The sequence below is a fragment of the Streptomyces sp. CBMA291 genome (genome assembly GCF_014596525.1).
GTDB lineage: Bacteria > Actinomycetota > Actinomycetes > Streptomycetales > Streptomycetaceae > Streptomyces.
The window spans coordinates 34,325-57,649 of record NZ_MSJP01000053.1 but is presented as its reverse complement, the minus strand read 5'-3'; the positions used below and the strand labels follow the sequence as shown (position 1 = coordinate 57,649).

Genomic DNA, 23,325 nt, shown 5'->3' with positions numbered 1-23,325 from the left:
GCCCCTCCCCCCTTTCCTCCCCGTGCTTCCCGGGCGGACAGCGCCGTCCGCGCGGACCCGCGACCCGCCCCCCGTACGAGCCCGTCGCCGTACGCCCCCACGGGTGGTCCCGTCAGCCGCACCGGCCGTCCCGACCGCCCCGCCAAGGAGAGAACACACCGTGAGCAACCAGACCCAGACTCCCGCGCAGGCGCAGGCCCCGGGGGCCCGCAGCCGCTGGGCGGGCGGCGCCCCGCCCTTCCCCGGCGCCCGGCCCGCCGCTCTCGGCACCCTGGCGACCGTCGTGTCCCTGGTGATCCTGGTGGCGCTCGGCGAGGCCACCGACCACCTGCTGATGATCGCGCCGCTGGCCGCCACCGCCATGATCATCTGTAGTACCCCGGCGCTGCCCCCGGCCCAGCCCAGGGGCGTCATCCTCGGTCAGATCGGCTCCGGCGTCCTCGGCCTCGTCGCCGTCGCCCTCTTCGGCCACTCCCTCTGGGTGGCCGCCGTCGCCGCAGGTCTCAGCGTCGGCCTCATGCTGCTGCTGCGAGCGGTCCACGCCCCCGCCGCCGCCACCGCCGTCCTGGCCGTCCTCCAGGACCCCGCGCCGCTGCGCTTCCTCATCCTGCTCGCCATCGGCAGCGCCCTCCTGGTCCTCGTCGGACTGCTGGCCTCCCGCCTCGGCGTGATCGGCAAGTACCCGACGTACTGGTGGTGACCCGGCCAGGCCGGTGACACACCTCCGTCCGTCCATCCGTACCTCCGCGTACCGACCCTCAACGGAGCGCCCGTGAACCGAGACCGACTGCTCGTCAGCTGTGAGCAGATCATGGAACAGCTGCGGAACCCCGGCACCGGGGACGAGAACACGGTCCTCGTCGAGATCACCGACGGTGGCAGCCAACTGGGCCGCGTCCCCGGCTCCGTCCGCCTCGACTGGACCGGCGACCTCCAGGACCCGGTGCGCCGGGACGTCATCGGCCCCGAGGCCTTCGCCGAACTCCTCGGCCGGAACGGCATATCCGCCGACCACACCGTCGTCTTCCTCAGCGGCAACAACAACTGGTGGGCCGCCGCCGGATTCTGGCAGTTCCGTCTGTACGGGCACCGCGAGCTGCGCGTCCTCGACGGCGGCCGGCTCCGCTGGGAGGAGCTGGGAGCCCCCCTCACCCAGGACGCGCCCGAGCGGGAGCCCGTCGCGTACCCCGTGCCGGTCGCCGACGAGGCGGTCCGCGCCCGCCGTGAGGACATGCTCGACCACATCGGGCGCCACCAACTCCTCGACGTGCGCTCGCCGGAGGAGTACCTCGGGCACAGCAACACCCCGCCCGGCGTCCCCGAGGACCTCGGCGTGCGCTGCGGCCACGCCCTGTCCGCCGAGCACATTCCCTGGAACACCGCCGTCCGCCCGGACGGCACCTTCCGCGACGAAGAGGAACTCGCCGCCGCCTACGCCTCCGTGCGCACCGACGCCCCCACGGTCGTCTACTGCCGGGTCGGCTGGCGCTCCGCCCACAGCTGGTTCGTCCTGAGCGAGCTTCTCGGGCTGCCGGACATCCGCAACTACGACGGAGCCTGGCGCGAGTTCGGCTCCCTCATCGGCGCGCCCATCGTCAACGGCCCGCGTCCCTGGGGCCCCGACCCCATCCCGTCCATCGTCGCCCAGCGCGACGCCGCATCGGAGGTCCGCACCCGTGCCTGACGTCACCGTCTTCCGCAATGTGCTCCGCAACGGTTTCGACCAGAGCGACCTGCCGTGGGTGCCGTGGGCCGAACCCGGCCGCGTCGGCGTCGAATACGTCGTCCTGTGGGGTCCGGACCCGGCCGAGAACGAGGACTCCGCCTCGCTGCTGCTGCGCTTCCCGCCCGGCGCCCACGGCGACTTCCACGAGCACCTGGGCCACGAACTGATGCTCGTCCTCGACGGCACCCTCGACCACAGCGACGGCCGCCGCTTCCACCAGGGCGACCTCGTCATCGAGGAGCCCGGCACCCGCCACCAGATGTCCAGCGCCGAGGGCTGCACGGTCCTCGCCGTCCGGGCCCGCCCCGCCGCCGCCCGTACCCCGGAGGACGGCGAGATCACCACCGGCGTCGGCGCCGGGGTCTGATCCCCTCAGCAAGACCCGAGGCCACCGGGACCCGAGCGGACCCGGCGGCCTCGCCCTGCACCACCGCACCGCACCGCCCTGCACCACCGCACCGCCTCGCCGATCACCCGGGCCGGACGGGCCCGCGCCCCCACGGCGTGCCCCCGGCTCGCACCCCGCACCCCGCATCACAGGCAACACCGGCACCACCCGTACCGCCCCGCCCGGTCCGTGGCTCCGCCGCCCGGCTCGCGCCGCACCTCCGCTGCACCGCCCCCGTGCACCATCCGCCGTCGCACGGTCCCGCGCGCCCACGCGCGAAGGCACCGCATCCCCGCATCGGCATCAGACCGAACTCCAGTACGGGAATCAGGCTCCCGTACGGGCAATGCACCGAATATCCGTACGGAGACGCATCTCTTCGTACGGACAGCGCACCGCACACGTGTCCGGCGCCTCCCGCGCCCTCGCACGTCCGTCCGCACCCGCACGCACGCCTTCGGAGAGACGCCATGACACCCACCGCACGACCCCAGCCCCTGCGCGGACCCGAGCCCTCCCGCCGGGTCCTGCTCACCACCGGTTCCTCCGACGCCCACACCTGGAACCTCGTCCACCTCCAGCTCTTCCTGGAGGAGCACGGCCACTCCGTGCTCAACCTCGGCCCCTGCGTCCCCGAGCAACTGCTCGTCGACACCGCCCGCATGACCAGCCCGGACCTCATCGTCCTCTCCTCCGTCAACGGCCACGGACACCAGGACGGACTGCGCGCCGCCAAGGCCCTGCGCGCCGACCGCAAGACCCGGACCGTCCCCATGGTCATCGGCGGACTCCTCGGCATCTCCCCGGAGGGCGCCGCCACCCGCACCGCCGAACTCCTCGACGCCGGATACGACGAGGTGTACGCCGACGGCACCTCGCCTACCGCCCTCCTGAGCCGCCTCGCCGACCTCGGCGGCACGTGTACCGGGCGGGCCGCGGCTTGACCACTTCCGCCCTTCCCCCGCCCGCCCCCGGCGATCTCGGCGCCTTCGTCCAGGCATCGGCCGAGGCCGGAGAGCTTGTGGTCCAGCCCCGGATGGGGATGGTCGGGCCCGACGAGATGGCCGGCGGAGTCGCCGCCGTCGCCGCCCTGCCCGAACGGACCGTCGCCACCCTCACCATCGACAGCTACACCCGCGTCGGCGACCACGCCGCCGCCACGGCCGCCCTGCGCGCCGGCCGCCCCCTCAACGGGTTTCCGCTGGTCAGCCACGGCCCCAAGACCACCGCCCGGGTCGCGGCGGCGGCCGGACGCGGCACCCCCGTCCAGGTCAGGCACGGCTCCGCCGACCCCATGGCCATCTTCCGCACCATGGCCGCCGCCGGGCTCTCCGCCTCCGAGGGCGGACCCGTCTCGTACTGCCTGCCCTACGGCCGCACCCCGCTCGCCGAGTCCGTCGCCGCCTGGCGCGACTCCGTCCAGTTCCTCACCGAGGAGAGCCGCGCGCACGGACGCCGCGCCCACCTCGAATCCTTCGGCGGCTGCCTCCTGGGCCAGCTCTGCCCGCCCTCGCTGCTCGTCGCCGTCTCCGTCCTGGAATGCCTGTTCTTCGTGGCCAACGGGGCGACCAGCGTCTCCCTCAGCTACGCCCAGCAGACCCACGCAGGCCAGGACGCCGGCGCCCTCACCGCGCTGCGGCTGCTCGCCGACGAGTTCCTCCCGCCGACCGTCGACCGCCACATCGTGCTCTACACCTACATGGGGGTCTACCCGAGGACCGTGCCCGGCGCCCGGCTGCTGCTCCGCCGCAGCGCCGAACTGGCCGTACGCGGCGGGGCCCAGCGTCTCATCGTCAAGACCGAGACCGAGGCGCACCGCATCCCGACCGTCGCCGAGAACCTGACCGCCCTGCGCATCGCCGCCGACGCCGCCCGCACCGCCGCCCCGCGCCTCCCGCACCCGGGCAGGGCCGGGGAAGCGGACGCGGAGGAGACGCTCGCGGAGGCACGCGCCCTGGTCACCGCCGTCCTCGCGCTCTCCGACGACCTCGGGACCGCCCTCCTGAAGGCCTTCGACCGGGGCCTGCTCGACGTGCCGTTCTGCCTGCACCCCGACAACCGGGGCGCCGTCCGGTCCACCGTCGCACCGGACGGGCGTTTGCAGTGGACGGACCTGGGCGCGCTGCCGCTGCTCACCACCAGCAGGAGGACCATTCCGATGACCTCACGCCAGCTGTCCGGGATGCTCGGCAGAGTCGCCCGCGAACACGATCAGGCGGCCGCCGCCAACCCGCCGCCCGAGCCGGAGCCCCGGGCCGCCCCCGCGGCCCCCGTCGACCCGCTGCGGATCGCCTTCGTCGGCATGGGCCCGCGCGGACTCTCCGTCCTGGAACGGCTCGCCGCCCGCCGCGCCGAGGAGCCCACCGGCCGCCCGGTGGAGGTGTTCGCGATCGATCCGTACGAGGCGGGGGCCGGACGGATCTGGCGCACCGACCAGTCGCCCTGGTTCCTGATGAACACGGCGGCCCAGGAAGTCACCATGTTCTCCGGGCCCGCCGACGAAGGACCCCACCGGCCCGGCGCCGGACCCACCCTCGGCGAATGGTGGGCCGAGGACGACCCGGTGGGCGCCGAACCCCAGGGATACGCGCCCCGCGCGGTCTACGGCCGCTACCTGACGTACGTCATGGGGCGGATCGAGGAGAACCTGCCGCCCTCCGTCACCGTCCACCGCGTCCCCGCCCGGGTCATCTGTGCCGACCGCGCCCGGACCGAGGACGGCCGGGACGGCGTCGCCCACCGGCTGCGCCTCGACCGGGGCGACGTCCTCACCGTCGACCGCGTGGTCCTCGCCACCGGCCACCCGATCAACCGGCCCGACCCCGACCAGCGCGCCTGGCAGCGCTTCGCCCACGAACACAGCACCCCCGGCCGGCCCGTCCAGTACATCGTCGGCGGCTCCGCCAACGAGATGCCGCTGGCCTCGATCCCGGCGGGCGCCAGCGTCGGCATCCTCGGCATGGGCCTCACCTTCTACGACATCCTCACCGAACTCACCCTCGGACGCGGCGGCACCTTCACCGAGGGCGTCGACGGGCTGCTCTACCTCCCCAGCGGAAAAGAGCCCCGCATCGTGGCGGGCTCCCGCGCCGGAGTGCCCCTGCTCACCCGGGGCGCCAACCAGAAGGGGCCCGAACACCGCTACCGGGCCCGCCTGTTCACCGCCGAGCGGATGGCCGCGCTGCGCGCCGAGGCCGCGCCCCTCGACTTCCGCGAGTCGGTGCTGCCCTGGCTGCTCGCCGAGGTCAACCTGGTCCTCCTCGGCACCCGGATCCGGCAGGTCCACGGCCCCGAGGCCGCGGCCGAGTTCACCGAGAAGGCCGTCCAGGCCCTCGACGAGCGGCCCGACCCGCGCGTCCTCGAACGGCTCGCCTCCGGCTACCGGGTCGACGCCCGCCCGCTGACCGGGCTCGACGCACTCGCCCGGCCCTTCGCCGACTGCCGCTTCGGTTCTCCGGCCGAGTACCACAAGGTGCTCACCGAGTGGCTGCGCGCCGACCTCTTCGAGGCCCGCCAGGGCAACGCCGAAGGTCCCATGAAGGCCGCCGCCGACGTCCTGCGCGACGTCCGGCAGACGATCAGGACCCTCGTCGACTTCGGCGGGCTCACCCCGGCGTCGCACCGCTGGTTCCTCGCCGACTTCGGGCCCGTCGCCGCGATGATCTCGACCGGCCCGCCGCAGCAGCGCTCCGAGCAGTTCCTCGCCCTGCTCGCGGCCGGGATCCTCGAACCGGTCGGCCCGGGGGCCCGGTTCACCGCCGACCCGGTCGAGGCCCGGTTCGCCGTCGAGTCGGTCCAGGTGGAGAACTCCTGGGTGCCGCTGGACGCCATCGTCGACGCCCGCGTCCCCACCACCGACCTCGAAGCCGACCAGGACCCCCTGATCCGGGGCCTGATGGTGGACGGCGAGATCCGCACCTTCACCAACGCGGCCGACGGAGCGGGGGAGTTCCCGACCGGCGGCCTCGACTGCACCGACTCCCCGTTCCACCCGGTGCGGGCCGACGGCTCGGTGGACACCAGCACCCATGTGCTCGGCATCCCCAGCGAGCACACCCGCTGGTTCACCCAGGTGGGCAGCGGGCGCCCCGGACCCTGGGGCTCCTTCACCCGCGACGCCGACGCCATCGCGGGGGCGCTGCTCGACGCGGCGCGGACGGAGGCGGCCGGATGAGGCACCCGTCCGACCCCGGCACGGCACCGGAATCTCCTTCCGGTACGGCACCCGCGCCCCTTCCCGGTACGGCACCGGCACCTCCGGGAGCGGTGCCGGTGCCCACCGGGGCGGGGGCCGACGGGGGCAGGGTCTCGGACAAGGCGGAGGCCGGGGGAGGCCGGGCCTCCGCCGCCCACGAGGAGTACCGGGCCGCCCGGGACCTCCTGCTACGGCTGCGCGGGGACCGGGAGGCGGCCACCGAGGCCTTCCGGTGGCCGCGCGACGAGCACTTCAACTGGGCGCTCGACTGGTTCGACGTCATCGCCCGGGACAACGACCGGCCGGCCCTCGAACTCCTCGGCCGGCCCGGTCCCGAAGGGCGGGTCCCCGTCGTCGACCGGGTCTCCTTCGCCGAACTCGCCGCCCGCTCCGACGCGTTGGCCGTCGCCCTGCGCGACCTCGGGGTCCGGCGGGGCGACCGGGTCCTCATCCTCCTGGGCACCCGCACCGAGCTGTGGGAGACCCTGCTCGGCTGCGTCAAGCTCGGGGCCGTCGTCGTCCCCGGCTACCAGGACCTCACCCGTACCGAGGCCGCCGACCGGATCACCCGCGGAGACGTACGCCACGTCATCGCCACCACCGAACTCCTCGACCTCGTCGAAGGGTTGCCCGTGCCGGGCATCAGGATGGCACCGGGCGCCGAGGGGCCGGGCCGGATCCCGTACCCCGACACCCGGAGCGCCGGCCGGCCCCGCTTCACACCGGACGGGCCGACCCGCACCGCGGACCCCTCGTTCTGCTACTTCACCTCCGGCACGACCTCCCTGCCCAAGCTCGTCGAGCACAGCCACGCCGGATACGGCGTCGGACACCTCTCCAGCCTCTACTGGAGCGGGCTGCGCCCCGGCGACCGGCACCTCAACCTCTCCGCGCCCGGCTGGGCCAAGCACTCCTGGTCCAGTTTCTTCGTCCCCTGGGCGGCGGAGGCCACGATCCTGGCGCCCCCGGACGGCGGCCTCCCCGCCTCCGTCCTGCCCGGCGTCCTCGCCGAGCACGGCGTCACCAGCTTCTGCGCACCCCCCAGCGCCTGGCGTTCCCTCCTCCCGTACGTCACCGGGGGCGCGGGCGCGCCCCGGCTGCGCGAGGCGACCGCCGCAGGGGAACCCCTCACGGCCGAGACGGTGGCCCGGATCGAGACGGCGTGGGGGGTACGGGTCCGCGACGGCTACGGGCAGACGGAGGCGACCGCGCTCATCGGGCGCGCCCCCGGCACCCCCGAGCCGCTGGCCCCGCTCGGGCACCCGCTGCCCGGCTACCGGATCGTGCTGCGCGACCCGGAGACGGGGGAGACGGGCGACGCGGGCGAGGTCTGCGTGGACCTGACGGACCGCCCGCCGGGCCTCATGCGGGGGTACGCGGGGCTGCCCGAGCGCACGGCGGAGGCGTTCGCCGACGGGCTCTACCGCACGGGGGACCGGGGCGAGCGCTGCGCGGACGGTTCGATCCGGCTGCTCGGCCGGATGGACGAGGTCTTCAAGTCGCACGGGCACCGGATCTCCCCGGCGGAGATCGAGGCCGTCCTGCGCACCCATCCGGCGGTCGCGGACGCGGCGGTGGTGCCGTGCCCCGACCCGGAAGGCGGCCTCGCGCCGTTCGCGGTGGTCGAACTGCGCCACGCGCCGGGGGAGTCGCCCGCGGACCTCGGCGCGGAACTGCTCGCCCTGGCGGCGGAGCACCTGGCCCCGGTCTTCGTCCCCCGGGGAGTGGAGGTCGTCGCCACCCTCCCGCGCACCCGCTCGGGCAAGGTGCGACGGGGCGAACTCGCGCGGGGCAGGGGCTGAACGGGGCGGGACGGAAACGGCTTGAGCGGCCGGGTACGCGGCGAGGCCGGGGCGGCACGGGGCGCCCCGGTCTCGCTCTCCAGGGGCCCGAGTCGATGCCGAGGCCACGGCCGGAGCCCGCCGCCTCGCGGCCGGTTCCTCTTCCTGACGCCTACGCGCCGGTCATCCCGTCGCTTCCGCCGCGATGCCCGGCCGCGGCCGGGTCCGCATGCCCCAGCGGGCGAGGGACGGGCCGACGGCGCCCAGTGCCGCGAAGAACGACGCCAGCAGCAGCCAGCCTGTCGTGCCGAGTCCGAGGACCACCGTGGTGAGGATCGCGGGGGCGAGAGCCTGGCCCGCGCTGAAGCCGAGGCCGAGGACGCCTTGGTACTGGCCCTGGGCGTGGGCGGGGGCCAGACCGAAGCCCAGGGCGAAGCACGCCGATGATTCCCAGACCTCTCCCAGGCTGTGGACGAAGATCGCGGCCAGGACCAGCCCCACCGCGGCCCAGACGGGGGCGTACGCCGCCAGCGCCATCATCGGGCAGCTGACGAGGAAGAGCAGCCCCGCTGTGCGAAACGCCCGGCCGCCGTCGTGCGGGGTCTCGATGCGCGAGCCGATCCTGGTCTGCGTGAGCACGCAGAAGAGGGAGTTGACGGCGAACAGCGCGGCCACCGTCCAGCGTGGCGCTTGGGTGTGCTCGGAGATCCAGATCGGCAGGAGCAGCGAGACCACCGGATACTGAAGTCCCATGGCCCCGTAGAGGGCGGTGAACGCCAGGAAGGGACGATCCGCGAAGACCGGCCAGCGCCGTTGTCGAGGCGGCGCCGCCAGCACCGGATAACGGGGCAGCAGGAGCAGAAGCACCGCGCACAGGGCGAAGCTCGCCGCGTTGCCGAGGATCAGCGTGACGTAGGCGCCGCGGGTGTTCGCGGCCAGCGCCAGCCCCGCGCCCACCGTTCCCAGGACGACGCCCAGGTTGACGAACGTGCGCAGCCTGGCACGGAAGCGGGCCGGGCGCTCGCCCCCGACCCTGACCACGAGGGCGCCCCACGCCGCCCCGCCGGCCGCCGCGGCGATCTGGTCGACCGTCGCGACGACCGTGAGCGCGGCCCAGCTCTCGACGAGGACGAGGGTCGCCATCGACACCGCCTGGACCGCGAGGGCCGACATCATGATCGTGCGGGCTCCTCGCCGGTCGGCGAGATGCCCGCCTGGTATCCCCGCGCCCAGGCCGATCACTCCGGCGATGGTGAGCGCGGCGCCGACCTGCACCGAGGGCAGGCCCACGACCAGGGTGAAATAGAGCGCCGACGCCGCGTTGAACAGACCGTTTCCGACACGGTTGACGAAACTGGCGGCGATCAGCACGCGCTCCGGCCCGTTGTCCCCCGCCATCCGGCCCGCCACCCCGCCCTTGATCATGGGCCGCAGGCTAACAGCGGTCGCGGATCCGGCAGTTGTCGCGCGGGACCCGGCAGGTGCCCGGCCCGGTCCGTGTACCTCGCACGTCGTGCGCTCGGACCCCGCCTCGTGGGGCCCGGACTCCCACCCCGCAAGACCTCGGCCCCGGCCCCGTAAGACCCGGGTCTCCCGCTTCCGTACGCCCTCTCAGCCCCTTCCCTCCCCGGCCATCCGGGCCGGTTCGCGGTCGGCCGTGCGGAGGAGGACCTCGGCGACGGTGCGGGCGCGGACGGCCGCTTCCGGGGTGCCCTCGCGGACGGCGGTCACGATCGCGCCGTCGCCGAGCAGGGCGAGCTGACGGGCCAGCGCCTCGTGGTCGTGGTAGCCGCCTTCGGTGAGGAGGCGGTCGAGGACCCCGATGACCTTCTCCTTGTGCTCGGCGGCGACCTGGTGCGCCGGGCTGTCCGGGTCGGCGGTCTCCACCATCGTGTTGATGAACGCGCAGCCCCGGAACGAGGCCGCCGCGAACCGTTCCGCGAGGCCGTCGAAGAGCGCGAGGGGCAGTTCCTCGGGGGAGCGCTCGCTGACCGCGATCCGGCCGTCGAGCCAGGCGCGCCACATGTCGTCGCGCCGCCGGAGTACTTCGACGACCACGTCGTCCTTGCTGGGGAAGTGGCGGTAGAAGGAGGCGCGGCCGACTCCGGACTCGGACAGGATCCGCTCGATGCCCACGGCCCGGATCCCCTCCTCGTAGAACAGACGCTCCGCCGCGCTGAGGAGTCGTTCTTTCGCGTTCGTGGCCATACCAGACGGTACCACTCGGTTCCGTATCGGCGATTCCCATCCCGTCGAGCGGAGGGATCTCCTCCCGTTGCGCAAGATGGAACCGATCGGTACCGTCTGGCTGGTACCGATCAGTTCCATCTTGATTCGGCTCAAGGAGAGCTCCATGTCCCGCCTGCCCCAACTGACCGTCGAGACCGCCAACGAGGAGCAGCGCGAGCTGCTCGAAGGCACCCTCAAGCAGCTCGGCAAGCTGCCCAACCTCTACGCCGCCCTCGCCAACGGCCCCGCCGCGCTCCGCGGTTACCTCGCCATGCGCGAGGCTCTGGTCGGCGGCAGCTTCAGCGCCCGCCAGCGCGAGCAGCTCGCGCTCTACATCGCGCAGCGCAACGACTGCACCTACTGCGTCTCCGCGCACACCCTGCGCGGCGGCAAGGTCGGCCTGAGCGAGCAGGAGCTGCTCGACACCCGCCGCGGCGGTGACGCGGGCGACCCGCACATGGACCAGGTGCTCCGCTTCACGGGCGCCGTCATGGAGACCAGCGGCCGTGTCACGGACGAGTCCCTGGCCGAGGCCCGCGCCGCCGGAGTGACCGACGCGGAGATCGCGGAGGTCGTCGGCCACGTCGCGCTCAACGTGCTGTCGAACTTCTTCAATCACGTTGCGCAGCCGGACTTGGACTTTCCGTTGGTCCCGGCCCACCTCGCCGAGTAGAGTCTTCGCGCCGAGCAGGGGTGCCGGGCGCGAGGCGGCGTCCGGCACCCCTGCGGCTTGATGTGACCGACTGGGGCGATCGAAGCGGGTGGACGACCAACCATCCGGGGCGAGGAACTGCCGTCTGGCGCGGCAGGGGGGAATTCACGTGGACATCGACGCAAGAACCCTGAGAACCTTCCGAGAGGTGACCCTGACCGGGTCGTTCACCCAGGCGGCGCGACGCCTCGGATATTCGCAGTCCAGCGTCACGGCACAGATGCGTGCCCTGGAGAGGCAGGTGGGAGAGCCCGTCTTCGAACGGCTCCCCAACGGCGTCCGGCTCACCCATGCCGGAACCGTCCTGTGCGACTACGCGCGTCAGATCCTCACCCTGGTCTCCGACATGGAGGCCGCACTGCGCCGCCCCGCGGCCAATCCACCCCGGCTGACCGTGGGCATCGTCCCCGCCCTGGCGTACGGGCAGCAGCTCGCCCGGGTCACCCACATCGGACGGCGGCTGCTCTCCGGCGTCCAGCTCGCCCTGCGGGTCATGGGCACCGCCGAGGTCCACGACGCCTTCCGTTCCGGAGCGATCGACGGGGCGCTGGTCCTCACCGTGGTCGACGAGGAGGACCCGGCGGTCTTTTTAGGGGACCCGACGCCCACCGAACGCGCCGACGACCTGACGGAGATTCGCCTCCAGGAAGTCGAGTTCGTGCCCGTCACCAGCGTCGGCACCCGGCGCGGCGGACTCGGCCGGCAGGTCGTCATCGCCGACCCCGACTGTCCCTCGCAGCGCTGGCTGCCCGAGTTCCTGCGCCTGCGCTGCGACAGTCCCCCCGAGATCCACGAGCTGGGCTCCATGGCCGGAGTACGCGCCGCCACCCAGTCCGGTCTGGGCTGCGCCATGCTCCCGATGGCCCTCGCCGCCTCCCACCAGGAGGCCGGTGGGCTCCGCCCGCTGCCCGGCGTACCCCGGATGCGGTGGAACGCCTCGCTCGTCCACGCCCGCCCCGACACCCGCCCGGCCCTGGACTGGCAGAACCTGACGGAGACCCTGCGTCAGGCCACCGCGCTCGGCTGCGCCCTCCGCCCCGGTGAGCCCGCCACCCCCACCGGCACGGTCGACGTCCTCGAAGGACCCGCCCTCGACCCGGACCCGAGCATCGCCTCGTAACCCCCCCGCATCACCTCGTGACACCCCCGTGGGAACGGGCGCCGACCCGGCACCGTTCCCACCCCCAGACCGGCGCCACAGCGCATCGCCGCTCCCCCGGCATCCACCCCCCGTCCGGGCCCTTTCCAGGAGCGGCGGCGCGCCGTGGCGCCTTTCATCTCCCCGCGCGGCCCGCGCGACCGGGCGCATCCCGGCCAGACCCTCAGCCCCAGACCCCGGGCCTGGCCCCGGTCCCCGTCCCGGTCCCCGGCCGACGGGCGGCCCCGGCCCCGGTCCCGGCGCCCCGGTCCCGGCCCTCACCCGGCGGGCAGCCCCGGTGCGACCCGGCCGGTGGCCCGTCCGTGCTCGTCGAGGAGCCAGCCCATGCGCTTGGGGGAGCGCAGGACCACCGTCCGGTCCCGTACCTCAAGGGCCGGGAAACGCTCGGCGAGCTGCGCCTCGAAGGGGTCCACCGCGCCGAAACCGGGCAGCCAGACCGAGACCAGCAGATTGTGCGGGCCGCTCACCGACACGCACATGCGTACCTGCTCGTGCCGGGCCAGCGCGTTGCCCGTCTGCTCCAGGAGGGCGTGCGGCACCGACGCCCGGTAGATCACCATCGTCGAGAGCCCCGCCAGCAGATGCGCCAGATCGCAGCGCAGGGTGATGTCCCCGTCGCGGATCAACCGCTGGAGCCGCCGCCGCGCGGTGTGCTCGCTCATCCCGGTGAGCGCGCCCAGCTCCCCGTAGCCCAGCCGCCCGTCGGCGCCCAGCGCGGCCACGAGCGCCTGGTCCTCGCGCGAGGGCCGGGCGTGCAGATGCGTGCTGTACGGCCTCGGCTGCGCGGCCCCCGCCCCGCCGAGCCCGGCCCGCTCGGCCGGGTTCATCGCCCGCATCCGCCAGTCGCGCCCCTCCCCGTACAGCGTCATGCCCAGCCGGGTCCGGGTGGAGCGGACGCCGCGCAGCCCGCCGATCCCGGTGTGCACCGCGCGCCCCAGGGAGGGCAGGTCGGGGGCGGCGACGGAGAGGAAGAGGTCGAAGTCCCCGGCCGTCTCGTCGACGCTGAACACCCACGGCAGCGCGGTGAGCGCCGAGTTCACCCGGTCGAAGGCGCGCGGGCGGCACCGCACCTCCACATAGCCGACCGTGGCCGTCTTCGCCGCGTCGTACGCGGTGACCCAGGCGAGCCCCTCGGCCCGCAGCCGCTCGAAACGCCGGGCGGCCGTCGTCGGGTTCACCCCGAGCGCCTGCCCGATCCGCGTCCACGGCGCCCGGGGCGCGGCCTGAAGAGCGTCGACCAGCGCGAGATCCAGCTCCGAGAAGGCCGCGTCGGAGCCTCCCGTGCGGGAATCCGGCGACACAGCCGCTTCGAAGATGCTTTCCGGCATTGCAGGGGGTTGCTCGCTCACAAACCGGATCGTAGGGGCACTTCCGGCCGAAGCACCAGTTCCGGCCAGTGGCGAGAGGAGTGCCGTGCCTGCTCCGACCCTTCCGGCGTCCCCCGAGGTGCCTTCCGCGCACCGCAGGACCGTCCGGCTCACGGTCGTCCTGCTCTTCGCGGCCTGGCTGGTCGACTACGCGGACCGGCTGGTGATCAACCTGGTGCTGCCGTCCATCGGCGCCGAGTTCGACATCGACCGCACCCGGCAGGGTCTGGTCGTCTCCGCCTTCTTCCTCGCCTACGCGCTCTGCCAGATCCCCGGCGGCATGCTCGCCGACCGGTTCGGCGGCCGACGGGTGACCCTGTGGGCCCTCTTCGCCTGGTCGGTCTTCACCGCCCTCACCGGCTTCGCCTGGTCCTTCGCGGTCCTCCTCGCCCTCCGCTTCGCGTTCGGCGTCGCCGAGGGCATCTTCCCGCCCGCCGCCATGAAGGTCCTCGCCGAACGCACCCGGACGGAGGAGCGCAGCAGCGCCAACGGCCTGGTGATGAGCTCCAACGCCATCGCCGCCGTCCTCACCCCGCTCATCATGGCCCCGCTCATCGCCGCCTTCGGCTGGCGCTCGGCCTTCTGGTCCTCCGCCGCCCTCGGCGTCTTCGTCCTCTTCGCCGTACGCGGACGACTCCCGGACCCGCTGCCCCGCACCGAGGGCGCCGCCGCGTCCCGCCCCCCGCTGCGCACCCTGCTGCGCACGGGCGTCCTGTGGCGCTTCGCCCTCATCATGTTCGGCTACAACACCATCATCTGGGGCCTCAACACCTGGGTCCCCTCGTATCTGAGCGAGGAGCACGGGGTCTCCCTGGCCTCCGCCGGGGCCCTCCTCGCCATCCCCGCCCTCGGAGCCGCCGTCGCCACCGTCCTCGGCGGACGGCTCGCCGACCGGCTCGGCGGCCGGCACCGCGTGATCATCGTCCCCGGCATGAGCGTCGCCGCGATCGCCCTGCTCCTGATGGTGAACACGCCCTCCCTGACCGGCTTCGTCGTCTTCGGCTTCCTCGCCGTCTTCGCCGCCTCCCTCTCCTACATGCCGGTCTTCGCCGTCCCCCTCTCCGGACTCGCCCCCGAGAGCGTGGGCATCGGCACCGCCGTCATCATCCTCGGCGGCCAGGTGGCCGGCATGATCGCGCCGCCCGTCATGGGCGCCCTCGCCGACGCCTTCTCCTTCCAGTTCGCCTTCGGCTTCCTCGTCCTCGGCGCGGTGATCGCCGCCGTCATGGCCTGTCTCACCCCGCAGGACGCCGACGCCTTCCGCGCCGCCGCGAACCGCACCGCCCGCACCACCCGCACCGCAAAGGAACCCGCCGCATGACCACCGCCGCCACCCCGCTGCTCGCCGGACTCGACGCCCGACTGCCCGAACTGCGTGCTCTGTACGAGGACTTGCACGCCCATCCCGAGCTGTCGTTCCAGGAGTTCCGTACCGCGGGCGTCGTCGCCGAGCGGCTGCGCGCCCAGGGCTGGGAGGTCACCGAGGGCGTCGGCCGCACCGGCGTCGTCGGCGTCCTCGCCAACGGCCCGGGACCCGTCGTCCTGCTCCGCGCCGACATGGACGCCCTGCCGGTGGAGGAGAAGACCGGCCTGCCGTACGCCTCCACAGCGCGGGGCACCGACCGCGACGGCAACGACGTCCCCGTCATGCACGCCTGCGGGCACGACATGCACGTCACCTGTCTGCTCGGCGCCACCGGACAGCTCGCCGCCCACCAGGACGCCTGGCACGGCACCGTCGTCGCCGTCTTCCAGCCCGCCGAAGAGGTCGGCGGCGCCCCCGCCATGATCGAGGACGGCTTCCTCGACCGCTTCCCCCGCGCCGAGATCTGCCTGGCCCAGCATGTCGCCCCCGCCCCCGTCGGCTTCCTCGCCACCCGGCCGGGCGCCGTGATGGCAGCCTCCGACAGCCTCCGGGTGACCCTCTTCGGGCGCGGCGGCCACGGTTCGACCCCCGAGACCGCCATCGACCCCATCGTGATGGCCGCCGCCGTCGTGATGCGGCTCCAGACCGTGGTCTCCCGGGAGATCGGCGCCTCGCAGACGGCGGTCGTCACCGTCGGCTCGCTGCACGCCGGGACCAAGGAGAACATCATCCCGGACACCGCCGAACTGAAGATCAACATCAGGTCGACCACCCCGGCGGTACGCGACCGGGTCCTCGCCGCCATCGAGCGGATCGTCCGCGCCGAAGCCGCCGCCTCCGGCGCCCCCAAGGAGCCCGAGTTCGCCCCCATCCACTCCTTCCCGGTCACCGTGAACGAGCCGGGCGCCACCGCCGTCGTCCAGCGGGCACTCGCCGGGACCCTGGGCGAGGGCCAGGTCTTCACCCTGCCCCAGGCCATCACCGGCAGCGAGGACTTCGGCGTCTTCGGCACCGCGCTCGGCGTCCCCTCCGTCTTCTGGCACTTCGGCGGCGCCGACCCCGCCCTGTACGAGGGCATCGGCCTCGCCACCCTCCTGGAGAACGGCCTCCCCGACACCGTCCCCTCCAACCACTCCCCGCACTTCGCCCCCGTGCCCGGCCCCACCATCCCCCTCGGCGTGACCGCCCTGCTCGCGGCGGCGGCCCCCTGGCTCACGAAGGAGACCCCGGGTGCCTGACACCACTTTCCGGCGTACGAAGGAGACCCCGGTGCCCGACACCACTTCCCGGCTCGCGAAGGAGACCCCCGGTGCCTGACGACACCCCCGACCTCGTCTTCACCGGCGGACCCGTCCTCACCATGGACCCCGCCCGCCCCCGCGCCGAAGCCCTCGCCGTCCGCGACGGACGGATCACCGCCGTCGGCACCCGCGACGAGATCCTGCGCCTGCGGGGCCGTACGACCGAGGTCGTCGACCTGGCGGGGCGGGCCCTCCTGCCCGGCTTCGTCGAGGCCCACGGGCACCCCGTCATGCTCGCCCTCGCCGTCGCCCCGCCCGCCGTCGACGTCCGCCCCTTCACCGTCCCCACCGGCGCCCTCGTCATGGAACGCGTCCGCGCGGCCATCGCCGCCGCCGCACCCGGCGAACCCGTCTGCGCCTACGGCGTCGACCTCCTGCTCCAGCGCGATCTGACCCCGCCGACCCGGGAGGCGCTCGACGCGCTCCGCCCCGACGCGCCCCTCATCCTCGTCACCAACAGCGGCCACGCAGCCTGGGGCAACTCGGCCGCCCTGCGCGCCGCCGGGATCACCCGGGACACCCCCGACCCGGCGGGTGCCCGGTTCGTCCGCGACGCGCACGGCGAACCCACCGGCGAAGCACTCGAAAGCGCCGCCGTCGAGGCCATGCTGTGGGTGGTCGTCGGGGACCGGCTCAAACCCGACCGGCTGGCCGCCGCCCTCCGCTGGGCGTACGCCGAACACGCCAGGGTCGGCATCACCACCGTCGCCGACCTCGCCACGGAACCCTCCTTCCTCCCCGCGCTCCGCGACGCGGCGGCCCGCCCCGACGCCGCCGTCCGCGTCCGCTCGTATCTCATGGGCACCCCCGCGCTCGCCGCCGACCCCGGCCGCCGCTTCGCCGGACACGCCCCGGCCGAGGAGCTGTTCGGCATCTCCGGCATGAAACTGTGGGCCGAGGGCACCGCCTGGGAAGGCACGGTCTCCACCAGCTTCCCCTACCTGGACACCCCCGCCACCCGCGCGATGGGACCCGGCCGCTGCAACCACGCCCCCCAGAACTACACCCCCGACCAACTCGCCGGACTCACCGAGGCGTTCGTCGCCCAGGGCTACCCGGTGGCCTGTCACGTCCACGGGGACGTCACCTTCGAAGCCGTCCTCGACGCCTACGCGCGGGCCGCCGCCGCCGACCCGGATTCCTTCCGCGCCCTGCGCCCCCGCATGGAGCACTGCGGGGCGGTCACCCCCGACCAGTACCGCAGGGCCGCCGGACTCGGCGCCACCGTCAGCCTGTTCATGGACCATCTGCGCTGGTGGGGCGATGTCCTGGAGGACGACCTCTTCGGCCCCGAGGTCGCCGCCCGCTGGATGGCCGTCCGCTCCGCCTGGGACGCCGGCCACCGCGTCTCGCTCCACAACGACGGCGTCTGCTCCCCGACCGACCCGCTCTCCTCGGTCGCCACCGCCCTCACCCGCGCCACCCCCGCCAGCGGCCGGATCCACGGCACCGAGGAACGCCTCACCCTCGACGAGGCGCTCCTCGCCGTCACCGCGCACCCCGCCTGGCAGCTCCACCTGGACGAGGAGATCGGCTCGCTCCGCCCCGGACTCCGCGCCGACCTCACGATCCTCGCCCGCGACCCGTACACCGTCCCGCCCGAGCGCCTCCCGGAGGAGGCCCGGGTCACGGCCACGTATCTGGGCGGCCGTCTCACCTGGGGCGGATGAGGGCGGATGAGGTCGGACGAGGGAGGGCGGGGCGATCCGGCGGGAACGGTGACTGACTGACGCCTCGTCAATCACCGTTCCCGGTAGGCCTGTCGGGATTCCCGGGAACCTTCGGGCGGGTGCGTCCGACTCCCTGGACGGGACCGAGACTTTGGTCCCGTCCACCTTCACGGGGAGAACCATGGACCGCCGCAACCTGCTCCGCGCCACCACCGCCCTCGGCGCCACCGGGGCCCTCGCGGGCGTCACCACGACCGCACCCGCCGCCGCGCGGACCGCCGCCGAGACCGCCGCCGCTTCGGCCGCGCCCGCGGCGGACCGCCCCTTCCGTATCCACCTCGTCCTCTTCGACGGCGTCGAGGAGATCGACTTCGCCGCCCCCTACGAGGTGCTCTCCGCCGCCAAGTTCTTCGCCGGGCGCCCGGTGGAGGTCCACCAGGTCACCGTCGACGGGCCCCGCACGATCACCGCCGCCTACGGGACCAAGGTGCGCGTCGTCCACCCCTGGGCCCCGCACAAGGCCGACCTCCTCGTGGTCCCCGGCGGCGGCTACGCCCGCCGTGACGACCCCGGCGTGTGGGCGGAGATCGACCGGGGCGTGCTGCCCCGCGCCCTCGCGGCGGCCGTCCGCCCGGGGCTGACCATCGGAGCCCTGTGCACCGGGGTGATGCTGCTCTCCGCCGCCGGGATCACCCGTGGCCGTCCCTGTACGACCCACCACAAGGCCCGCCCCGATCTGGAGGCCCAGGGCGGTCTTCTGAAGGGCGCGCGGGTGGTCGACGACGGCGATCTGGTGACCGCCGGCGGCGTCACCTCCGGTCTGGAACTGGCCCTCTGGCTGGCCCGGCGCGAGTTCGGCGCGGGCGTGGCGAACAGCCTGGAAGCCATGCTGGAGTACGAGGCCAGGGGCACGGTCTGGACGGCCGCCTGACCGACTCCCGAGCGCCCGGCTGACCACCGGCTGACCGCCCGGTGCCGTATCGCGCCTCCCGACGGGCGAACCGCCTCCGGACGGGGTACATCTCCTAGGAGATGCGTACGAAATCCACGCGAAGACAGTACGGGGGCTGCGCGGAGGCCGTACGCGGGCACGGTCACGGACACGGGAGCAGGAGGCCGCCGTGGAAGGCAGAAGCAAAGGGTTCGTGCATTCCTTCAACCGCGCCGGCGGATACGGGTTCGTCATCCCCGTGGGGTCGGGGGAACAGGTCTACTTCCGCGCCGAGGACATCGAGGGCGGCGACCGCTCGCTCTCCGAGGGCCAGCAGGTCACCTTCGTCCTCGTCCTCGGCGCGGGCCGCTTCGAGGCGAGGGAGATCCGCCCCTGAGCCGTGGTCCGGGGCCTTCAGGACCCCCGGACCACGGGCGTACCCCACTCCGGCTCCGTCACTCGCCGGGAGCCGGGGGCAGCGCGTCCATGAAGGAGCTGACGGAGAACACAGCCCGCCCGGGGCCCGCGGGACCGTATCCGGGCGGCGCGGTCAGCCCGTACTCGGCGAGGGTCTCGGTGTACGCGTCGAGGAGCCGCAGGTGGTATTCGAGCGGGGCGCCGTCCGGGTTCTCGCGGCCCAGCGGGGTCGTCGGCTCCGGGCACCAGGTGGTGAACCGGGGCGTGATCCCCCGCGACATGAAGAACCGCAGGCCCTCCCGGGTGGAGGCGATGGCCTCGTCCACGGTCAGGAAGCCGGAGGGGCGGGCCATCTCGACGCCCGCGACGAAGTTCGGGATGACGTTGCGCGGCCCGAAGACCTCCGCCGAGTCCAGGATGCGCCGGTGCCACTCGTCCCGGCCGATGTACCGCTCCTTGCCGGGGCAGTACAGCTCGAACAGGCGCCGGTCCCAGACCTCGTAGTTCGGGTGGTAGATCCGGATGCCGTAGTCGTGGAAGCGCTGGACGTCGGCCTTCGGCAGTGCCTGGGCCACGACCTTGCCGATCCAGCGGCCGGGGAAGCGCTCCTCGATCGCGCGCGCGTACTGCCCGTAGAAGTCGGCCTCGTCCTTCCCGCCCACGCGCGAGGTGACCGCCCCGCCCGTGAGGGTGTACGCCGTCGACGCCCGCGCGGTGTCGTGCCGGTCGATGATCTCCAGGGCCTCCAGGACCTCGTCGACCGGCTTCACCCCGGTGTACGGGCGGCCCGCCGCCTTGTGCTGGCGCCAGTTGTGGTTGATGTCGCAGTACTGGCACTCCTCCTTGGCGCCGAAGTACTGACAGACCCGGAACACCGTGAGGTAGATCAGATAACCCCACTGAATGGTGGGGGCGACCTCCATCACGGACTTCCCGTTGGACAGCGGGTGCCGGTAGTACTCCGGCATCGGCGGCAGACCGACGTCCGCGATCCGCACCCCGTCGAGGAACAGCGCGAGGGCTCCGTCGCCGTCCGGCGCCACCCGATACGGCGAGGAGGGGTTGACCCGCACCGACACCACCGTGCGCCGCAGCCCGTACGGGCCGCCGGTCAGCACGATCTCCTCCGGCGGCCGGTTCAGCGCCGCCTCCCCGAGTTCCGGCAGCGTGCGGTGGTCGAAGGAGAAGATGAAGTACGACTTCGGCTTCACGTCGCCCCCCTCGCCGCCGCTCAGCGCGGACGGGTCGAAGGCGAGCCCGCCGCGCAGCAGGTCCTCCTTGACGACCGCCTCGGGCGGCACGCCGGGGAGGCGCTCCATGAGGGATTCGACGAGGGCGGTACGGGTCGGGGCGGCGCTGGACACAGGCGGATCTCCAGTGGTGAGGGAAGAAGCCGACGAAACCCCACGCTACGCGCGCGTACCACCGGACGGCCGGGCGGGCCCCCCGGAGCGCGCCCTCCCCGGAGCACCTCCACCCCGGAGCACCTCCACCCCGGAGCACCTCCACCCCGGAGTGCACTCCCCCCCCGGCGCACGCCCCACCCCGGAACACCCTCCGCCCCGGGGCACGCGCGGCCTGGTCAGGGAGTGTCCGCCAAGGCGGCATGGGCCTCGACGAGCCGGTCGACCGCCGCGTCGAGCGCCTTGGGCGGGAGGGTGAACGGGAGGCGCAGGTAGTGGTCCAGGGCGCCGTCGGGGGAGAAGTGGAAGCCCGGTGTGAGGGAGAGCCCGCGCGCGGCGGCGAGCGCGGCCAGCCGGCCGGAGTCGACGCCGGGGAGTTCGAGCCACAGGGACAGACCGCCCTGCGGGGTCGGGAAGCGGCACCACGGCAGCGCGGACAGGCGGGAGACCAGGTGGTCGCGCTGCTCGCGCAACTGGGCGCGACGGCGGCCGAGGACGTCCTCCAGGCTGTCCACGAGCCGGGTCGCGACGAGCCGGTCCAACGGCGAGGGCGCGAGGGCGGCCGCGAGCGGGAGCGCCGCCAGCCGGCGGACGACGTCGGGGTGGGCGCGAATCCATCCCACGCGAAGGCCCGGCCACAGCGACTTGCCGAGGGAGCCCACGTACACGACGTTGCGGACATCGGTACGCGTGACGGGACGGGGCGGCGGAGCGGGCGGCGGGCGCAGGTCGATCTCCCGCATGGTCTCGTCGAAGACGGCCAGGGTGTCGTGGTCGCGCAGGCGGTGCCGGAGTTCCCCGCGCTCGTCCTCGCCCATCAGCAGACCGGTGGGATTGTGGAAGTCGGGGACCAGATAGGTCAGGGACGGCCGGACCGCCCGCAGAGTGCGGTCGAGGGCGGCAACGTCCCAGCCGGTGGGGCCGAGGGGCTGCGCGACGAGCCTGGCTCCGGCGGCGCGGAACGTGGCGAGCGCGCCGGGGTAGGTGGGGGAGTCCACGACGACCCTGCTGTTCTGCCGCAGATACGCCGCGGCGAGCAGGCTCAGCGCGGCGTCGGCGCCGCTGGTCAGAAGGAGGTTCTCCGCGAGGGTCGGGAGCCCCCGGGCGCGGTAGGCGTCGGCGATGAAGGTCCGCAGCGCCGACGCCCCTGCGCCGTCGGCGGTGCCGGGCGACAGCGCGGCGGGCAGGGTCTCCGCCGCCGCGCGCACCGCCCGCAGGAGTGCGTCGAACGGCGCCGCGGGCTCCGCGACGGTCAGGTCGAGCGCCGCGCCGCCCCTGCCCGCCAGGCCCCGGTCGCCCGCCCACGGCGAGAGACGGTCCCGCAGCCGGGGCGGCAGGGAGACCGTGCTGCCCGAACCGGTCCGGGTGGTGATCAGCCCCTCGCCCCGCAGGATGCGATAGCACGCCGTCACGGTGCCTCTGGCGATCCCGAGTTCACCGGCGAGGAGGCGCTCGGCGGGAAGCCGCGCCCCCAGCGGCAGCCGGCCGTCGTGGACGGCCTTCTCCACGGCGACGGCCAGGCGCCGGGCGAGGGGACCTTCACCGCCGCGCCAGTCGCCGAGCAGACGGGGGAACCACGACGCCGGGACGTGCCGCACAGCGCTGTTCACCTGGGCCACTCTAGCTGGATTGGATCATGACGGGACGGCCGGTCCCGCCTAGCGTCGAACCGTCACCCCGCACCACCACAGCCGCCCTGGAAACCACATGACCTTGAGTTATCGGCATGTCGACGTGTTCGCGGACAAGGCGTTCACCGGCAACAGCCTCGCCGTCTTCCCCGGGAATCCGGGCCTGTCCACCGCGCGGATGCTGGCGATCACCCGGGAACTCCGGCACTTCGAGACGATCTTCCTGAGCGCCGGGGACGGGACGACGGACGTCACCGCCCGGGTCTTCGACCTCTTCGGGGAACTCGACTTCGCCGGGCACCCGGTCCTGGGCGCCGCCGCCGTCCTGCACGAGCGCGACGGCCGCCCCGGACCGCTGCGCCGGACCTTCCGGCTGACCGGCCGGAGCGTCGAGGTGACCACCCGGCGCACCGCCACCGGGTACCACGCGGAACTGGACCAGGGCGAGCCGGAGTTCCTCGCGATCGTCCCGGAGCGGGACCGGCCGGAGATCGCCGAGGCCCTGAACCTGCCCGGCCGGGCACTCGCCGACCTCCCCCTGAGCGTCGTCTCCACCGGCCTGCGCTACCTCGTCGTCCCGGTGACCGCGGGGCTGGCGGAGGCGAGGATCGTCCGCGAGGACTTCGCGGAACTGATCGCGAGGTACGGAGCGCAGTTCGCGTACGTGGTCGACGTCGAGGCCCTGGAAGGCCGCCACTGGAACAACGACGGCGTCCTGGAGGACGTCGCGACCGGCAGCGCGGCCGGCTGCGTGGGCGCGTACCTGGCCAGGCACCGCGTCGTGCCCGTCGAGGAGGAGTTCGTGCTGCGGCAGGGACGCTTCACCGGCCGCCCGAGCCGAATCAGCGTCCTTCCACAGGGAACCCCCGACGACCTGCGCGACATCCGGGTGGGCGGCGACGTGACCATGGTCGCCCGGGGAACCCTGGACACCCTCCCCGAGTGAGGACCACCACCGGGCCCGGCTCTCCCCTCCGCACAGCCGACCGGACGCGTACCGCCGTGCGCCTCACCGACCTCACGGAGCCTGTCGGCATCGGCCCCCGGGC

Annotated in this window: 19 protein-coding genes; 14 read left to right on the top strand and 5 right to left on the bottom strand. The window is 73.9% G+C overall.

From position 1 onward, the window contains the following. Positions 1-160: 160 nt before the first annotated feature. The 6 genes from BU197_RS14075 (at position 161) to BU197_RS14050 (ending at position 8,111) form a co-directional block, all read left to right on the top strand. Positions 161-700, top strand: coding sequence for an HPP family protein (locus tag BU197_RS14075; protein ID WP_188268601.1), 540 nt, complete (start codon positions 161-163; stop codon positions 698-700). 72 nt (positions 701-772) lie between these two features. After that, complete coding sequence (locus tag BU197_RS14070; RefSeq protein ID WP_188268600.1) at positions 773-1,684, top strand: sulfurtransferase; 912 nt, start codon at positions 773-775, stop codon at positions 1,682-1,684. Next, complete coding sequence (locus tag BU197_RS14065; protein ID WP_188268599.1) at positions 1,677-2,093, top strand: cupin domain-containing protein; 417 nt, start codon at positions 1,677-1,679, stop codon at positions 2,091-2,093. Before BU197_RS14070 ends, BU197_RS14065 begins: the two co-directional genes overlap by 8 nt. A gap of 491 nt (positions 2,094-2,584) precedes the next feature. After that, positions 2,585-3,058 (top strand): cobalamin B12-binding domain-containing protein, encoded by a 474-nt coding sequence (locus tag BU197_RS14060; protein ID WP_188268598.1) that lies wholly within the window; start codon positions 2,585-2,587, stop codon positions 3,056-3,058. Beyond that, the gene (locus BU197_RS14055; protein WP_223182623.1) at positions 3,055-6,288 is read left to right on the top strand and encodes an FAD/NAD(P)-binding protein; all 3,234 of its coding nucleotides are present in this window, start codon (positions 3,055-3,057) and stop codon (positions 6,286-6,288) included. Before BU197_RS14060 ends, BU197_RS14055 begins: the two co-directional genes overlap by 4 nt. Positions 6,289-6,380: 92 nt before the next feature. Continuing rightward, complete coding sequence (locus tag BU197_RS14050; RefSeq protein ID WP_317452057.1) at positions 6,381-8,111, top strand: acyl-CoA synthetase; 1,731 nt, start codon at positions 6,381-6,383, stop codon at positions 8,109-8,111. Positions 8,112-8,273: 162 nt separating this feature from the next. On the opposite strand, the gene BU197_RS14045 is transcribed toward BU197_RS14050, so the two are convergent. Further along, a complete protein-coding gene (locus BU197_RS14045; protein WP_188268596.1) occupies positions 8,274-9,515 on the bottom strand; it encodes an MFS transporter in 1,242 nt (413 codons plus the stop codon). A 186-nt stretch (positions 9,516-9,701) separates the two neighbouring features. Next, positions 9,702-10,298: a TetR/AcrR family transcriptional regulator gene (locus BU197_RS14040; RefSeq protein WP_188268595.1), complete on the bottom strand. Its 597-nt coding sequence runs from the start codon at positions 10,296-10,298 to the stop codon at positions 9,702-9,704. A gap of 145 nt (positions 10,299-10,443) precedes the next feature. Between BU197_RS14040 and BU197_RS14035 the strand changes: the two genes are divergently transcribed. Both BU197_RS14035 and BU197_RS14030 read left to right on the top strand, forming a co-directional pair. Next, on the top strand, positions 10,444-10,992 hold the full coding sequence (locus tag BU197_RS14035; protein WP_223182622.1) for a carboxymuconolactone decarboxylase family protein: 549 nt from the start codon (positions 10,444-10,446) through the stop codon (positions 10,990-10,992). A gap of 88 nt (positions 10,993-11,080) precedes the next feature. Continuing rightward, complete coding sequence (locus BU197_RS14030; protein WP_317452056.1) at positions 11,081-12,151, top strand: LysR family transcriptional regulator; 1,071 nt, start codon at positions 11,081-11,083, stop codon at positions 12,149-12,151. A 296-nt stretch (positions 12,152-12,447) separates the two neighbouring features. Here the strand turns inward: BU197_RS14030 and BU197_RS14025 are convergent, their stop codons facing one another. After that, complete coding sequence (locus BU197_RS14025; protein WP_188268592.1) at positions 12,448-13,518, bottom strand: Lrp/AsnC family transcriptional regulator; 1,071 nt, start codon at positions 13,516-13,518, stop codon at positions 12,448-12,450. An 85-nt stretch (positions 13,519-13,603) separates the two neighbouring features. On the opposite strand from BU197_RS14025, the gene BU197_RS14020 reads away from it, so the two are divergent. The 5 genes from BU197_RS14020 to BU197_RS14000 all read left to right on the top strand — a co-directional run bounded on the left by BU197_RS14020 (position 13,604) and on the right by BU197_RS14000 (position 19,222). After that, positions 13,604-14,878 (top strand): MFS transporter, encoded by a 1,275-nt coding sequence (locus BU197_RS14020; RefSeq protein ID WP_317452055.1) that lies wholly within the window; start codon positions 13,604-13,606, stop codon positions 14,876-14,878. Beyond that, positions 14,875-16,161: an amidohydrolase gene (locus BU197_RS14015; protein WP_188268590.1), complete on the top strand. Its 1,287-nt coding sequence runs from the start codon at positions 14,875-14,877 to the stop codon at positions 16,159-16,161. Before BU197_RS14020 ends, BU197_RS14015 begins: the two co-directional genes overlap by 4 nt. A 71-nt stretch (positions 16,162-16,232) precedes the next feature. Next, a complete protein-coding gene (locus tag BU197_RS14010) occupies positions 16,233-17,894 on the top strand; it encodes an amidohydrolase (RefSeq protein ID WP_188268589.1) in 1,662 nt (553 codons plus the stop codon). Positions 17,895-18,075: 181 nt separating this feature from the next. Beyond that, a complete protein-coding gene (locus tag BU197_RS14005; RefSeq protein ID WP_188268588.1) occupies positions 18,076-18,825 on the top strand; it encodes a DJ-1/PfpI family protein in 750 nt (249 codons plus the stop codon). 214 nt (positions 18,826-19,039) lie between these two features. Next, complete coding sequence (locus BU197_RS14000; protein ID WP_317452054.1) at positions 19,040-19,222, top strand: cold-shock protein; 183 nt, start codon at positions 19,040-19,042, stop codon at positions 19,220-19,222. 58 nt (positions 19,223-19,280) lie between these two features. Here BU197_RS14000 and BU197_RS13995 read toward each other — a convergent pair whose 3' ends face one another. Next, complete coding sequence (locus BU197_RS13995) at positions 19,281-20,561, bottom strand: radical SAM protein (protein WP_188268743.1); 1,281 nt, start codon at positions 20,559-20,561, stop codon at positions 19,281-19,283. Between the two features lie 263 nt (positions 20,562-20,824). After that, positions 20,825-22,255 carry a PLP-dependent aminotransferase family protein gene (locus BU197_RS13990; RefSeq protein WP_188268586.1) on the bottom strand — a complete coding sequence of 477 codons (1,431 nt, stop codon included), beginning with the start codon at positions 22,253-22,255 and terminating at the stop codon, positions 20,825-20,827. Positions 22,256-22,352: 97 nt separating this feature from the next. On the opposite strand from BU197_RS13990, the gene BU197_RS13985 reads away from it, so the two are divergent. Continuing rightward, entirely contained in the window at positions 22,353-23,222 is an 870-nt protein-coding gene (locus BU197_RS13985) for a PhzF family phenazine biosynthesis protein (protein WP_188268585.1), read from the top strand. Positions 23,223-23,325: the final 103 nt, after the last annotated feature.

Bases quoted from the DNA above. Each gene is read 5' to 3' on its own strand.
- BU197_RS14060 (WP_188268598.1), top strand. From the start codon at position 2,585: ATGACACCCACCGCACGACCCCAGCCCCTGCGCGGACCCGAGCCCTCC.
- BU197_RS14045 (WP_188268596.1), bottom strand. From the start codon at position 9,515: ATGATCAAGGGCGGGGTGGCGGGCCGGATGGCGGGGGACAACGGGCCG.
- BU197_RS14040 (WP_188268595.1), bottom strand. From the start codon at position 10,298: ATGGCCACGAACGCGAAAGAACGACTCCTCAGCGCGGCGGAGCGTCTG.
- BU197_RS14035 (WP_223182622.1), top strand. From the start codon at position 10,444: ATGTCCCGCCTGCCCCAACTGACCGTCGAGACCGCCAACGAGGAGCAG.
- BU197_RS14025 (WP_188268592.1), bottom strand. From the start codon at position 13,518: ATGCCGGAAAGCATCTTCGAAGCGGCTGTGTCGCCGGATTCCCGCACG.
- BU197_RS14015 (WP_188268590.1), top strand. From the start codon at position 14,875: ATGACCACCGCCGCCACCCCGCTGCTCGCCGGACTCGACGCCCGACTG.
- BU197_RS14005 (WP_188268588.1), top strand. From the start codon at position 18,076: ATGGACCGCCGCAACCTGCTCCGCGCCACCACCGCCCTCGGCGCCACC.
- BU197_RS13995 (WP_188268743.1), bottom strand. From the start codon at position 20,561: ATGGAGCGCCTCCCCGGCGTGCCGCCCGAGGCGGTCGTCAAGGAGGAC.
- BU197_RS13985 (WP_188268585.1), top strand. From the start codon at position 22,353: ATGACCTTGAGTTATCGGCATGTCGACGTGTTCGCGGACAAGGCGTTC.